Annotated in this window: 13 protein-coding genes; 4 read left to right on the forward strand and 9 right to left on the reverse strand. The window is 64.9% G+C overall.

The genetic code is table 11. The features are described 5' to 3' along the window. Positions 1-86: 86 nt before the first annotated feature. The 5 genes from HII33_RS05795 to HII33_RS05815 form a co-directional block, all read right to left on the reverse strand. A complete protein-coding gene (locus tag HII33_RS05795; protein WP_179394867.1) occupies positions 87-1,712 on the reverse strand; it encodes a hypothetical protein in 1,626 nt (541 codons plus the stop codon). Then, positions 1,699-2,034: a hypothetical protein gene (locus tag HII33_RS05800; RefSeq protein WP_179394868.1), complete on the reverse strand. Its 336-nt coding sequence runs from the start codon at positions 2,032-2,034 to the stop codon at positions 1,699-1,701. The genes HII33_RS05795 and HII33_RS05800 overlap by 14 nt, the downstream gene beginning before the upstream one ends. Then, the gene (locus tag HII33_RS05805; protein ID WP_179394869.1) at positions 2,031-3,002 is read right to left on the reverse strand and encodes a WxL protein host-binding domain-containing protein; all 972 of its coding nucleotides are present in this window, start codon (positions 3,000-3,002) and stop codon (positions 2,031-2,033) included. Before HII33_RS05805 ends, HII33_RS05800 begins: the two co-directional genes overlap by 4 nt. Before the next feature lie 20 nt (positions 3,003-3,022). Continuing rightward, on the reverse strand, positions 3,023-3,625 hold the full coding sequence (locus HII33_RS05810; RefSeq protein ID WP_179394870.1) for a WxL domain-containing protein: 603 nt from the start codon (positions 3,623-3,625) through the stop codon (positions 3,023-3,025). 245 nt (positions 3,626-3,870) lie between these two features. Further along, positions 3,871-4,074 carry a DUF3955 domain-containing protein gene (locus HII33_RS05815; protein WP_179394871.1) on the reverse strand — a complete coding sequence of 68 codons (204 nt, stop codon included), beginning with the start codon at positions 4,072-4,074 and terminating at the stop codon, positions 3,871-3,873. Positions 4,075-4,222: 148 nt separating this feature from the next. Between HII33_RS05815 and comA the strand changes: the two genes are divergently transcribed. Then, on the forward strand, positions 4,223-4,981 hold the full coding sequence (gene comA, locus HII33_RS05820) for a phosphosulfolactate synthase (protein ID WP_179394872.1): 759 nt from the start codon (positions 4,223-4,225) through the stop codon (positions 4,979-4,981). Then, entirely contained in the window at positions 4,981-5,643 is a 663-nt protein-coding gene (locus HII33_RS05825) for a histidine phosphatase family protein (RefSeq protein ID WP_179394873.1), read from the forward strand. The genes comA and HII33_RS05825 overlap by 1 nt, the downstream gene beginning before the upstream one ends. A gap of 135 nt (positions 5,644-5,778) precedes the next feature. Here HII33_RS05825 and HII33_RS05830 read toward each other — a convergent pair whose 3' ends face one another. The 4 genes from HII33_RS05830 to HII33_RS05845 all read right to left on the reverse strand — a co-directional run bounded on the left by HII33_RS05830 (position 5,779) and on the right by HII33_RS05845 (position 10,321). Further along, positions 5,779-6,297 (reverse strand): GNAT family N-acetyltransferase, encoded by a 519-nt coding sequence (locus tag HII33_RS05830; RefSeq protein WP_179394874.1) that lies wholly within the window; start codon positions 6,295-6,297, stop codon positions 5,779-5,781. 65 nt (positions 6,298-6,362) lie between these two features. Then, complete coding sequence (locus HII33_RS05835) at positions 6,363-6,743, reverse strand: phage infection protein (protein ID WP_179394875.1); 381 nt, start codon at positions 6,741-6,743, stop codon at positions 6,363-6,365. Between the two features lie 88 nt (positions 6,744-6,831). After that, a complete protein-coding gene (locus HII33_RS05840) occupies positions 6,832-7,608 on the reverse strand; it encodes an alpha/beta hydrolase (protein WP_179394876.1) in 777 nt (258 codons plus the stop codon). A gap of 241 nt (positions 7,609-7,849) precedes the next feature. Then, entirely contained in the window at positions 7,850-10,321 is a 2,472-nt protein-coding gene (locus HII33_RS05845) for a TIM-barrel domain-containing protein (protein ID WP_179394877.1), read from the reverse strand. A 91-nt stretch (positions 10,322-10,412) separates the two neighbouring features. Here HII33_RS05845 and HII33_RS05850 point away from each other — a divergent pair, with 91 nt between their 5' ends. Both HII33_RS05850 and HII33_RS05855 read left to right on the forward strand, forming a co-directional pair. Next, a complete protein-coding gene (locus HII33_RS05850; protein WP_179394878.1) occupies positions 10,413-11,267 on the forward strand; it encodes an RluA family pseudouridine synthase in 855 nt (284 codons plus the stop codon). A 391-nt stretch (positions 11,268-11,658) separates the two neighbouring features. Next, a complete protein-coding gene (locus HII33_RS05855) occupies positions 11,659-13,098 on the forward strand; it encodes a peptide MFS transporter (RefSeq protein ID WP_425483990.1) in 1,440 nt (479 codons plus the stop codon). The last annotated feature ends 121 nt before the right edge of the window (positions 13,099-13,219 follow it).

Raw genomic sequence — 13,219 nt, forward strand, 5'->3', positions numbered from 1 at the left:
CCAATTGGTCAATGACTGACGAGTCAATTTTTGCGTTTTGACCCGCTGACGCAAGAAGACCAGCCCACATCGGGCCGGTCTTCTTGTCATGGCAAGGCGTCGAGCGTCGGGATCGCGGTCGTCAGCGTCCAATCGACGGTCGCGCTGAAGTGGGTGCGATCGACCGCTTGACGCAGCGCAGTCGCCGTCGCGATCAGCGGCAGGGTCGCGCTGCCGGTCCTGCTGGCTGCGACCAGTTGGCTGGGGCCGTTGGGGAGCAGCCGGACCGTCTGCTCGTCTAAGGTGAAGGCGAGGACGAAGGGGAACCCGGCACGGCCGGTGTGTAGCTGCGCGCTGAGTTGCCACGGTTCAGCGCCTTCGAACTCCGGCGGGCGCGTGTCGCGGATCGCCACCGGCCCTGCCTTGAGCGCTGGGACCGCACGGGCGTCGTAGAACGTCGCCCAGTCCATCTGCCAGCGGAGGTGCGTCGGGGCGTGAAGCGTCAGGTGGCCAGGACCATGGTGAACACTCAGCCCCGCGTAGTTCGTGCTGTAGGTGTAGACGTGGCCCGCCTGTGTGGCGGTGAGCACGAGCTGCAGGACGTCGGGGGTCCCGGCTCGCTGGGCAAGGCGCGCGTGGCGCATCGCCGCACCGGTCCGGTTCAGGGTCAAGGCGACCGCATCGTCGCTCAGCGTATTGGTCTGGCCGCTGGCATTGGTCACACCGAGCGCCGGGGTCAGCGCGGTGTCACTGTCCGGGTCTAGTTGTGGCCCGTGGTCGGCGGCCGTGGTCGAGTAGCGGAACCACTGGTAGTGCCAAGTGGCGTCCGGCAGCAAGTTGGCCAGGCTGACCAACCCGTTCGGGGCGTGCGTGAAGGTCCGTGCTTGGTGCTGGTCGAGGTCAAGGTCCAAGGCGGTGAGCCCGCCGACGAGCACGGTGTGGGTCGCCTCGATCGGTCCGCTAGTCACACGGAGGGTCTCCGGAAACCCGGCGCGGGTCGGCGCCCAGTTGATCGCTTGTGGCATCAGCGGGGTCAGCGCGGTGCTGCCACCGTGGATCGGTGCGACACGTAACCCCGCCGAACCCGACCAGGTGAGCGGTGCGGTCGCGTTGCTTGGCCATACGGTCGCCGTCGCCGGCCACCACGGGTCGTCCCCCAGGGCAGGCAAAACGGTGGTTGGACCGGTGATCGTCAGCTTGGTCGGTGGGATCAGCGTCGGGGTCACCTCAAGCTGGACCATGTTGCTCGCGTAGCTCGTCGTTTTGGTGTCGCGACCGGCGGTGAACTGAAAGAAATAGACGCCAGGTGTCGGCGGGACGTATTCCATCCGCCCGTCGAACTTGTAGGTGAACGCAGCGGCGGTGTGGGTCTCGGACTGGGTGTGGACGCGCGTGGCGACGTACGGCGCGGTGTCGCTGACCTGCCAGACGTGGAGTGTGATCACCAGCTTGGCCCACAGGTCGTTCAGCACAGCGCGTTGGTAAAGGTAAGGGACGATCAAGGTCCCACCAGCCTTGAGGGACAGCCCGGGTTGATTCGGAGTCGGCGCGCGGAAGCCGTTAACAAAATCCGAGCCTGGCGCAGTCGGTGCGATATAGGCCGGTGCCCAGCGGCTGACCTGCGGGAGGATCGGGGTCGTGATGGCGTGTGTCCGGTGATGCGGCGCCCAGCCCAGTAAGCAACCGATCAGGGCGACGATCACCAGGTACACGCGGCGATCAGTGCGTGGCATGGGTAGCCTCCTTTCTCCGGTGGGTCAGGACCAGGCACCAGCCGCTCAGCACGAGGAGCCCGACCAGCCAGCCGCCAGGCGTGTTGCCAGTGGCCGGCAAGCGGCCGGTGCGACGCGAGGTGGTCGGCGCCGGGACGACGGTCTGGACCGGCTGCGGTGGTGAGATCGGCGGCAGTGATGGACTGTCGGTCGTCACGAGCAGCTGGGCGTGGCTGTGCTGATGGTGCGCCGCAGCTGCCACGGACTCGGTGGCGGGGCCCCACAGTGCGAGGGTGAGGAGACTGCCAAACACCAGGGCCCGGCCTGACCATGCGGGCGTCATGGCGTTGCCTCCCGCCGGTGCTGGCGCCAGAGCAACAGCAAGAGGAGCAAGACCACACCGGCCAGGCCCAGGGACAGCCACATCCACGGCCCGAGACGCGTAGGGCGAGCCCCTGGCCGGGCGGCGGTGGCCGTTGCCTTGATCGTGAAGTGGTCGCGTAGCTGGTAACGCTGGCGGCCCGATCGCAGCGTAACGGCCACGGTGTAGCGACCGGGCCCGAGCTGGCGGGCCGCCAGGGGCAGATTCAGCGGCATCACGCTGGTCGGGGCCATCTCGGCTTGGGTCAGCTGCTGGCGGGTCACTTGATGGCCAGCGGCCGTGGTCACGGTGGTCGTCAGGGTGATTGCGCCGAATGTGCGCGGGCTGTGATTCGTCAGCAAGGCGCTGACCGCCAGTCCGGTCGGACGTGACAGGAGCTTGGCTTGCTTCAGCGACAAGCGCGGGCGCGCTGGGGGTGGCGTCGTACCGGTCAGGTGGATCGGTACCGCCATGGCGAAGCGATTCTGAAGCCCTTCGCCGGCCTGGTCGGCTTGGCGGTCGCGGCGCACGTACAAGGCCCCGAGAAGGTCCCCCGGCACCCCGGTCGCCGGCACCTGGACCCGGACGGTCACCGTCTTGGTCGAGTGGGCGCCCACGCTCAGCGTGGGCGCCGTGAGGCGAGCGAAGTGACTCAAGCGCGTCGTTTCGCTAGGCTGTGGGGTCCCGGGGACATAGGTAATCTTGCCCTCGGGCCCGGTGCTGGCATCGGTGACTTGCGCGGTGTAGGTCGCCGCAGTATCGGTCAGGTTGCTGACGCGAAACTGCAGGTGACGGTCGGCGTTGGCGGGCAGCGTGAGGCGGACGTAGCTAGTCACCGCCGAATCCGGCACGGCTGACGTCAGCGTAAAGCCGGCACCAGATTCGGCACCGGCCACAGGCGTCGCCGGCAAGCTCAAGGCGATCAGCAAAAGGAAGACTAAGTGACGCAAGGGGACCTCCTTAGTGGGGGTTACAAGCCGGCCGGCGTGGCGGCGGCAGGGGCAAGGGTCCAGGTCAGATCAGCGGTGAAGCGATCGCCTTTTTTGACCTGCAACTGTGTGCCGGTCTGGGTCAGTTTGACGTGCAAGCCATCGGCCGCCAGTGCCTGGGTCCCACGGATGCTGGCAGGGCTTACGACCAGCGTCGCGTTACCGTTGGTCGTCAGCTCACCGTTAGCCGCAAAGGCGGGGTCGGTGACGGTCGTGTTGAAGGCCAGGGCGCTGGTGTTCAGCTCACCCGCCCGGGCGTTGCGGAACGCTCCGAGTTGGGTGGTCAGGGTCCAGCCGTTGGCGTCATCGAACGGGCGCGCGTCGAGCACGATCAGGTCCTGATCGGCGGTCGCGGTGCGTTCGAAGCCGTTGTAGATCGCTTCGGCGGCGACGGTCTTGAAGTCGAAGTTCGGCGCCTGGATCAGCGTCAAGCCGCCGTCTGCCGGATCGGTATCGGTGATCTGGACGGTCGCGGTGGTCTGATCGGTGACCTTGGCTTCGGCAGCGGCGACGGGGGTCAGTTGCGCGCTTGCCAGTAGCAGGCCAGCGAAGGCGGCGGTCAGTAGGGTCCGGGTATGAAACATTGAGTGGTTCCTCCTTAGGTTGTTAGCAATTTGATCTATCGCTACGAAAATCGTACCAGATAGTTTCATCACGAACAACGTGAATAACTATTATTATTATAGGATTTTATTTATATAAACAAGGTTATCGTGACCGCTTCCGTCGAAGCCTTTTCGAACCGAATTTTCCTAGTGGTATAGGCCGAACTGCACGACGCAAAAAAAATCCGCCGAGCGACTGCTCAGCGGACCAGAATTATTTTTTGTCAGTGGGCCTGGCGGTGATGCTTGACGGCGATCACGATCGCCCAGACCACGGCGACAGCCAAGAGGGCGTAGCCGAGCGGCACCGTGAAGAAGAAGGGTTCATGCAGCCAGCCAGCGCGGTCGAGCCACGAGAAGTGGGCACCGATCAGCGGCAGTGCGATCGCGACGATCGCAAGTAGTAGTGGGTAGCGGTACTTGGTCATAAGGCACCTCCTATTGCGCTGATTATAGCAGGTCGGCGGGCCCGACGTGGTCAAGATTTCATTAAATCATCACGCTTTCTTCACGAATTGGTCCGGCCCGCGTCGTCAGTACGGCGGACAATGACGCTAATCATGAGGAGGCGAGGGAATGCAAGCATTTGAACGATCGATCACCCCGGGGGCCGCACCACACGGTCGGACGATGGTGCTGGATAAGGGCCTGGGGCTGAATGCGGTCACCGATCTGATCGCCACGGCCGGGGCGTCGATCAGCTGGGTCAAATTCGGCTGGGGGACTGCGGCGACGATGTCGGCGGACTTGATCGCCGCGAAGACGGCGAGGTACCGCGCCGCGGGGATCGTGCCATACCCAGGCGGCACGCTGCTGGAGGTCGCTGTGGCGGCCGGCCGCGCTGACGCGTTTTTGGCCGAAGCCAAGGCACTGGGCTTCACCGCCATCGAGGTCTCGGATGGGTCGACGACGATCGCCCCTGAGGTGCGCCGCGCGTTGATCCAGCAGGCCCGCGCGGCCGGGCTGACGGTCCTCACGGAGGTTGGCAAGAAGACCCCGGCGCTCGACCACGAGCTGACGGTGGCCCAGCGGCTGGCGCAGATCCAGGCCGACCTCGAAAGCGGGGCAGAAGCGGTGATCCTTGAGGCGCGCGAAGCCGGCAAGAACATCGGGATCTACGACGCCAACGGTGACATCATTGCAGACGAGCTGGCGGCCTTGGCGACCGCGGGCGTCGACCAGTTGATCTTTGAAGCCCCGTTGAAGGCCCAGCAGGTCGCCCTGATCCTCAAGTTCGGACCGGGGGTCAACCTCGGCAACATCGCCTACGATGAGGCGACGTCGCTGGAAACGCTGCGTCGCGGTCTGCGCGGTGACACCGTGGGGCGCGTCTGATGCGCCGGGTATTCATCGTTCGGCACGGCAAGACGCAGTGGAACCTGGCGAAGCGGTTACAGGGGGCCGGCGCAGACAGTCCCTTACTGACCGACGATCAGGAGCAGTATCAAGCGCTCGCCGCCTACCTGGATCAGTACCGCTTCGCGGCGGTGTACAGCAGTCCGCTGGGCCGTGCGCAAGCCAGCGCCGCCCGCGTCGCCACGGCGATGACGACCCCGCTACCACCGTGCCAGACGGTGGCGGGCCTGACGGAGCTCTCGTTCGGCCAGTGGGAGGGGCAGACCCAAGCGGCGCTGGTCGCGTCCGCCCCGGCGCTGTTCCAAAAGCTCTCTGCGCGCCAGCCCGATCCTGGGCTGGTCGCCCTTGGCGTGGAGGACTTCACCCAGGCGCGTCGCCGCTTCACGGCGGCGCTTTGGACGATCGCCCGCGCCTTGGGCCCGGATGACAACGCGCTGGTCTTCTCGCATGGCGGGATCGGCCAGCTCGGGATCCAGGCGGCGACTGGTAACGATGCCTTACTGGGGCTGAAGAACCTCTCGACCTCGATCCTGGGCGTCGTGGCCGACGCGTTTTACCTCGATGTCTACAATCAGACCGGGTACCTGCCTCAAGTTGACCTGAACGAAGGCAATGTCTCGATCTTGGCGCGCAAGGACTGAGGGCCCGATCACAGCGCGGGCCCGACGAGGCAGCACAAGCTAAACGCACCCCCCTGCAGCACCCTAAGTCGGGCTTGCAGAGGGGTGCTTGATGGCTCAGCGGCGCTTTCCCGCTGGGGGCCGCCGGGTATGGGGTCACCCGAGGTGTTTTTCGAGCATCAGGTCGACTTGAACGCTGGTGCCGAGCGTGAAGGGGTGTTGCCCGATCGTGTGGAAGCCCGCCGCGGTGTAAAAGGCCTGGGCATCGGTGTTGAGCGCCCAGACGCCTAACCAAAGGTAGTGCTTGCCCAGCGCTTCAGCGCGCGCTGCCGCGAGGGTGAGCAGCTGGCGGCCCAGGCCTTGGTGCTGGAAGTCGCGGCGGATGTAGAGGCGCTCGACCTCGAGGTAGTCGGGTCCCATCTGCTCGGACTGCGCGTCGTCGGTGTTCAGCTTGGCGTAGCCGGCCAGCGTGCAGCCGACGAAGGCGAAGTAGAATGTCGAATTCGGCGTGGTGAGCTCGCGGCGCAGCGCCTCTGGGGCGTAGGCGTGGGCCAAGTAGTCCTGCAGGTCAGCCGGGGTGTTCTGCGCGCCGAACGCGTCGGTGAATGTCTCGACGCTGAGCGTGCGCAGCTGATCGATATCGGCTGGCGTGCAGGGGCGAAACGATGTGGTCATGATGACCCTCCTTGCTTGGTTGGAACAACGAGGACCAATCATACCACCATCTGCTTAAGATTTCACTATTTTTTGAACGGAAGGACGGCGACGTGGCGTAGCTCAGTGATCGTCACGGTCTGCGTGCCGATCCGCACGCCGTCGTCTGTGGTGTAGCCACCGACTACACCGACGAACGGCGGCAGGTGGGTGCCGTCGGGGGTCAAGCCAGTGGGCTGCGCGCGCACTGACTGGCCGGTGGCAAACGCACGCGCCAGCGCGGCCCGGATCAGTGCTTGCGACTGCGCGGGCAGGTCGGTCGGGGCAGCCTGTTCTGCGGCGGCCTGCCGCTTCAGGGCGGCGGTGTGATCGGATAAGAAAAACCCTTGCCACTTCAGCATCCCGCGGTCGACGTACTCGTGCGCAAAGAAGCTGCTGACGCGGCGGATATAGGCTGCATGGTCCATGCGCTCACCTCCATGAGTCGATAATACAAACATACGTTCGATTATGCAAGCAAAAAAATCGCCCACAGCTGGGGCGATCCGGTGTGATTCAGTCCTGGCGCAGGTGATAGTCGAAGAACTGGCGGGTCCCAGGCAGTGCGAAGTCCGTGTAGGCCCGGGCGTGGCCGGTGCCAGGGACGACGTGGACTGCGATGTCGCGTTTGAACGCGGCGGCTTGCTCCAAGAAGCGAAAGACGCCTGGCAGGGGGGCGAGCTCATCCGTCGAGTTGTACATCAGCGTTGGGCCGAGGGTCTCGGTCAGGTGGTTCATCGGGTTCACGGCGGTCAGCTTCTGCGGCGACAGGTCACCGAGGTAAGTCTGCACAAAATATTTGTAAAACGCATCGTGGATCGCGTGGATCTCGGTCAAGCCGAGCTCAGTGCGGGCATCCAACGCCGCCTTGACCGTCTGGTGTTTTTGGATCCAGTTGGCGAGGTCGACGATCGCTGACCAGGTGACGACCGGCCGGCCGCTGGTCAGGCTGTTCGTCAGCGCCATGGTCCCACCAACGCTAGCGCCGAGCAGTCCGATCCGCGTCGGCTCGAACGGGTAATCCGTCGCGCTGAACCAGTCGAGAAAGGCATCGACGTCTGTCTGAGCGGTCGGGAAGCGGTGGCCAGGGGCCAAGCGATAGTTCGGCAGCGCAGTGACGTAGCCCGCCGCGGCAAAAGCCTCACCGATCGCCGCGTCTTGGGCCTTGTCGCCGCGGAACCACCCGCCGCCGTGCACGAACACGATCGCGGCACCGTTGGGCTGGTCAGGCAAATAGATATCGGCCTGCTGTAGCGGGTCTGGGCCATACGCAATATCGCTCTTCTGGATCATGAGACACCTCCATCAAAAATAGTCGCTGCCTCTACCATAGTCCAAGTGGAAGCGGTTTTGCAAGTCGCCCGAGACGCGCCACCGGCTGAGCCAGACGTGAGCTTGTCCACCGGGTTGGGCCCGTTCGCACGTTGGGCGTGACTTGCGTGACAACGGGCGGCGCTTGATGGGCCGGGCCTGATCTGGAAGCGGCGGGTGTCGCCTGCGGGCCGTTACGCCAGCCACGGCCACCGGCTGACGATCAGTCCGGTAGCGTGATCACGATCGGCTCGCGGATCGAGCAGACGCCGAGGTCAAGGGTCAGGCCAGGGGCCGGGCGCTTCAGCGGGTCGGCCGGCCGCGGGCCCACCGTGACGGTCGGTGTGACCGACCGGCCACCGACCGTCACCGTCACAGGAGCGGTGGCCCCGGCGATGAAGACGGTCACGTTGACGCGCTCGCGCTGGCCGGTGTACTCGCCCTGGGTCGCATCGATCAGCAGGTGCTGGCCGTCGCTGTCCAGCGTGGTTGTGGCTTGTGCGCCGTGCAGGTAGGCTTGGGTCTGCCCGTCGTCTTCGGTGAGTGTGAAGCGGGTTGGCGCGCCGGGGAACCACTCGAAGTGGCGGGCCTGGGTCGCCGCTGCCGGGTTCTGGTGGGCGGGGGTCAGCGGGAGGATCGCGCCGGCGCGCACGAATACGGGGACGCGATCGAGCGGCACCGCCACGTCTGCGAGCGTCTGCGGGCCGTGGTAGACTTGGCCGCACCACCAGTCGACCCAGTCGCCAGCTGGCAGGAAGAGGTGGTCGCGCACCCCGCTGCCGTCGGCCTGCAGGCCATAGGCGGACGTGACCGGGGCGACCAGTAACGCTGAACCGACGAGGAATTGGTCCTCTAACGCTGCGCTAGTGGTGTAGTCGTCTGGGGCCTGCCAGAAGGTCGGGCGCAGGACCGGGGCGCCAGTCGTGCGGGCCGCGTGGGCGAGGCTGTAGAGGTAAGGGATCAGTGTCGTATGGAACCGCAGGTAGGCCGCATCGATCGCGTTGAATGGGGCCGGGAGCTGCATCCCCATCAGGCGCGGTGCATCGCCCCAGCCGTCCATGGCAAAGAAGGTCGGCGTGAAGGCTTTCCACTGCAAGTCGCGGGTCTGGATCACCGGATCGCCCCCGGCGTAGATCCCATCGACGTCGCTGGCGATGTTCGGGAGGCCCGAGAGCCCGGCGGACAAGTAGGTGGCGATGTGTGTGCGCACGTTGACCCAGTCGGCACCGGCCTGATCGCCGCTCCAGACGGTCGCGTTGCGTTGGGTGCCAGCCCAACCATCCAGTGTGACGATCATCGGGCGCAAGTCGCGCTGGGTGAACTCGGCGGCCGCTCGGTGAGTGGCGTTGAGGCCGAAGGTGTAGCCCTCGCCGACCCAGGCGACATCGGTCTTGATCGCGCGCACGCCGGCGTCCAGCTCCCGGGCAAAGTCGCGCTCACCTTTGCGCGGGTGCGCGGGGTCTGCCGGCGACAGGTTCGCCTGCGTCCAGAGCCCGGTCGCGATCCCTTGGGTGTGGGCGTAGTCGGCGAAGGCTTGGAGGTTGGCGAGGTCGCCGGCCAGCGTCTCAGTCTGACCGTAGCCAGCCCCGTAGCCGTCGTTCGGCAGGAACCACCCCAGTGGCACGTCGTGCGCGGCGTAACGCGCGATCACTGCGCGAGCAGAGAACTGCGGGTCGTGTTCACCGTTGAGCGTCTCGCGGATCGCGGTGCGCGGCATGCCTTGCGCGTCGGCGTCGGTGAAGGTGACCTGGCCGTTGCCGGTCACATTGGGGACCAGCGTGACGCCGGCGACGGTGATCGTACCGGCACGGTAGCCGGTGTTGAAGGTCTCGGCTTTGATCGGCTGGTACTCCTTGTACCACAGCCCATCGGCGAACTGGATCGCACCGGCAGAGTCAGGCGTCACAGGGACCCAGTAGTCGCGGTTGTAAGCGTTGAAGTGAGCGGGGTAAAACGCGAAGCGCGGGCTGACCACCGGCAGACCGCTCAGCTCGTGGTAGCCGTGGATCAGCGCCTGGGGCGTGGCACCCAGGATCAGGTAGGCATCGAAAACGGCGTCTTCGTGACGCAGGTAGACGCCAGCATGCGGGTCGGCGAAGTCGTACTCGCCGGGTGTGAAGGAGTTGATCAGGACCCCGTAGCCGCTGGTGCTCCAGTAGAATGGGACCGGGCTGGTGACGCTGCCGCGCGTCCAGCGGTTCTCGTTTTTGATCGCGACGAGCAGGCCGTTGAGGTTGACCCGCCCGTTCTGGACCCCGCCGCCGAAGTAGGCCGCACCAGGCAGGCTACGGATACGGGTGGTCCACTCGTGGTCGGTCAGCTGGGGCAAGAACACGGTGCAGACCGGGGCCGGGCCGCGGGTGATGGCCAGTCGCCCCGCGCCCAGCGTCAGTGTGTGGGCCCCGAGCGTCACCACGCCGTCCGTGCAACGAATGGGCTGGGTGGCCGTGGCGGTGATCAGGGGGGCGTCGAAGCGCTGGCCCGCGCCGCCGGTGGCGATCGTGTGGTCCGCGTGTTTCTCGATCGTCGGGTCGACCGGGATGCTAGGTTGCGTCGGCCAGTCACCGGCCGTGACGGTCAGGCGGGCGAGGTGGTCGTTCACCGCACTGAGGCGCGCGTGCCAGCCGTGGTAGTCGAAGTAGACGGCGCCTGCGTCGTCGTGGAGCTGGGTCAGGGCATTGGGATCATCAAGCATGAGAGCGCCTCCAAGGGATTTTTATCTAGTCTACCGCAAGGCGAGCCAAATGTCCGGTATAATAGAGAGAAAATCAGGAATCGAGGCAATCATGCGATATACTTTCAACTTCAAGGCGAACAAGGCCACGACCGTCAAGCGCCTGCTGGCTAAAAACGGGGTCAGCCACCGCTTGTTCAAGCGGCTGCTCGACGCGGGGATGGTGTGGCTGAATAACAGCCAGCTCAAAGGCAACGCTGAGATGATCCACGGGGCGACCGTGCGCATCGAGCTGCCGCCAAGCGCAGAGGTGGCCGTTAGCCATGCGGCGCTGACGGTGATGCTGGAGCTGCCGAACTGGCTGGTCGTGGTCAAACCGACGGGCCTCGCCAGCGTGCCGGGGCCGAGCAATCCGACGGACAGCCTGCTCAACCGTGTTGCGGGCTATCTGGCGGCCGCCGGCGTCGAGGGCCCACAGCCGGCGATCATCACCCGCTTGGATCGCGACACCGAAGGGCTGGTGCTGGTCGCCAAGCACCCCTACGCGCAAGGCCGGCTCGATGCCGAAGCGGCGCAGCTGACGAAGCAGTACCGGGCGGTGGTCACCGGCCGCCCGCAGCCAGCCAGCGGTACGATCGCATTGCCACTGGCGAAGGCGGAAGACGGGATCCACCGCATGGTCGCACCGGATGGTCAGCCGGCGCGCACGGATTACCGCACGGTGGCGACGGCCGGCGACATGAGCCTCGTCGAGTTGACGCTGTTCACTGGCCGAACGCACCAGATCCGGGTGCATATGGCGGCGTTGGGTCACCCGCTGGTCGGTGACCCGCTGTACGGGACTCCGACAGCGGCGACGCCGCACCAGTGGTTACAGGCGTTCGCGCTCAGCTTCACCGATCCGTTCGACGGGCAGACGCACGCCGTCACGCTGCCACAACCGGCGGATTGGCCGCACTTGGTGTGACCGGCGCCTGGGCGAGAGGCAGAACGATAGGGCCCGAGTCGATCGTCAACATCGGCTCGGGCCCTTGGCCGTCCCGCCAACGTCACCGGATTCTCATTCGGTAACATTCAATTCTAATCGTTTTTTTATTCAATCGGGCATGAGTGGTTTGCGCGGTGGTCGTCACGGGACGAAATCATACTCCATGGCGGTCAGGTGAGCATTACGTGAGAATTGACTAGTTAAATGAGAAATGCCATGCGACGTTTTTTTGTATATTGTTACCGAATTCATTCAGGTATATAATTGACTCTCGGATTCCGCGGCGTTTGAGGGAGCGTCGCGGAAGGCTCACTCGGTGGTTACTGACCAAGTGAGAGGACTGTTGGAATTGAATCAACCAAAAACGTTCATGGGGCATCCGCGCGGCTTGCTGACGCTGTCGATGACCGAGTTCTGGGAGCGCTTCAGCTACTACGGGATGCGTGCCATTCTGATCTACTACATGTACTACGCAGTCAGCGACGGCGGGCTGGGTTTCGACAAGGCGACGGCACTATCGATCATGTCGATCTACGGCTCGCTGGTGTACCTCAGCTCGACGATCGGCGGGTTCATCTCCGATCGCCTGCTGGGGAGTCGCAAGACAGTGTTTTGGGGCGGGATCTTGATCATGCTCGGCCACGTCGTGTTGAGCCTGCCGATGGGCGCGAACGCCTTGTTCGCTTCGATCGCCCTGATCGTGCTCGGCACAGGGCTGCTGAAGCCGAATGTCTCTGAGATGGTCGGGTCGCTGTACCCGGAGCAGGACCTGCGCCGCGACTCCGGGTTCTCGATCTTCGTGATGGGGATCAACTTCGGGTCGCTGCTGGCGCCGCTAGTGGTGTCTTGGATGCAGGCGACGTATGACTTCCACGTCGGCTTCTCGCTGGCGGCGTTCGGGATGGCCGTCGGGTTGGTCGTCTATGTGATCGACGGGCGCAAGTACATCAACCCGGCCGACAACCAGGCGCCGGATCCGATCACGGCCAGCGAGTTGCGGCCGCTGCTGCTCAAGGTCGCGATCGGGCTGGTCGCCTTGGTGGTGATCCTCGGCGTGATGGGGGTCACCGGCAGCTTGACGATCGCCAACGTGATCACGCTGATCACGGTCTTCGCCATCGCGGTGCCGGTCACGTACTTCGTGATGATGCTGCGCAGCAAGAAGGTGACTCAGGTCGAGCGCTCGCGTGTCTGGGCCTATATCCCGCTATTCATCGCCGCGGTGCTGTTTTGGGCGATCGAAGAGCAAGGGTCGGTCGTGCTGGCGGTCTTTGCCGCCGATCAGACGCAGCTGCACTTCGGGGGTTTTCAGATCCTGCCAGGGTGGTTCCAGATGCTGAACCCGCTGTTCATTTTGCTTTACGGCCCGCTCTTCGCATGGCTCTGGGTGCGGTTGGGCAACAGGCAGCCGAGCTCGCCCAAAAAGTTCGCGTACGGCCTAGTCTTCACCGGGCTCTCGTACCTGGTGATGGTCGTGCCAGTTGCGCTGTTCGGGACCGACGTGCGGGTCTCGCCGCTGTGGCTCGTGTTGTCCTGGGCGATCGTGGAGATTGCGGAAATGCTGATCTCGCCGGTCGGGCTGAGCGTGACCACCAAGCTGGCCCCGAAGGCCTTTGCCAGCCAGATGATGAGCATGTGGTTCCTCGCCGACGCGGCCGCACAGGCGATCAACGCGCAGATCGTCAAGCTCTACACCCCGGCCACGGAGGTCGCCTACTTCACGGCGGTGGGGGTCATCACGATCCTGTTTGCCGTCGTGCTTGGCTTCATGATCCCGCGGATCGAGAAGCTGATGCAAGGGGTCAACTGAGCTGGTGCGCGCGCTGCCGCAAGCACGCCGACTGGGCCCGGGCGCATTGCGCCGCTGATTGCTGGTCGATCACGGGCCAGGCCCGAAACTGAATCAAGACGGGACCGATGACGGGGCCTCG

Source organism: Lacticaseibacillus absianus, assembly GCF_013407595.1.
Taxonomy (GTDB): domain Bacteria; phylum Bacillota; class Bacilli; order Lactobacillales; family Lactobacillaceae; genus Lacticaseibacillus; species Lacticaseibacillus absianus.

What these genes read in the sequence shown, in the direction of transcription:
- HII33_RS05855 (WP_425483990.1), top strand. Translation starts at nt 11,659, where the DNA reads ATGGGGCATCCGCGCGGCTTGCTGACGCTGTCGATGACCGAGTTCTGG.
- HII33_RS05835 (WP_179394875.1), bottom strand. Translation starts at nt 6,743, where the DNA reads ATGGACCATGCAGCCTATATCCGCCGCGTCAGCAGCTTCTTTGCGCAC.
- HII33_RS05825 (WP_179394873.1), top strand. Translation starts at nt 4,981, where the DNA reads ATGCGCCGGGTATTCATCGTTCGGCACGGCAAGACGCAGTGGAACCTG.
- HII33_RS05840 (WP_179394876.1), bottom strand. Translation starts at nt 7,608, where the DNA reads ATGATCCAGAAGAGCGATATTGCGTATGGCCCAGACCCGCTACAGCAG.
- HII33_RS05830 (WP_179394874.1), bottom strand. Translation starts at nt 6,297, where the DNA reads ATGACCACATCGTTTCGCCCCTGCACGCCAGCCGATATCGATCAGCTG.
- HII33_RS05850 (WP_179394878.1), top strand. Translation starts at nt 10,413, where the DNA reads ATGCGATATACTTTCAACTTCAAGGCGAACAAGGCCACGACCGTCAAG.
- HII33_RS05795 (WP_179394867.1), bottom strand. Translation starts at nt 1,712, where the DNA reads ATGCCACGCACTGATCGCCGCGTGTACCTGGTGATCGTCGCCCTGATC.
- HII33_RS05800 (WP_179394868.1), bottom strand. Translation starts at nt 2,034, where the DNA reads ATGACGCCCGCATGGTCAGGCCGGGCCCTGGTGTTTGGCAGTCTCCTC.
- HII33_RS05815 (WP_179394871.1), bottom strand. Translation starts at nt 4,074, where the DNA reads ATGACCAAGTACCGCTACCCACTACTACTTGCGATCGTCGCGATCGCA.
- HII33_RS05845 (WP_179394877.1), bottom strand. Translation starts at nt 10,321, where the DNA reads ATGCTTGATGATCCCAATGCCCTGACCCAGCTCCACGACGACGCAGGC.
- comA (WP_179394872.1), top strand. Translation starts at nt 4,223, where the DNA reads ATGCAAGCATTTGAACGATCGATCACCCCGGGGGCCGCACCACACGGT.
- HII33_RS05810 (WP_179394870.1), bottom strand. Translation starts at nt 3,625, where the DNA reads ATGTTTCATACCCGGACCCTACTGACCGCCGCCTTCGCTGGCCTGCTA.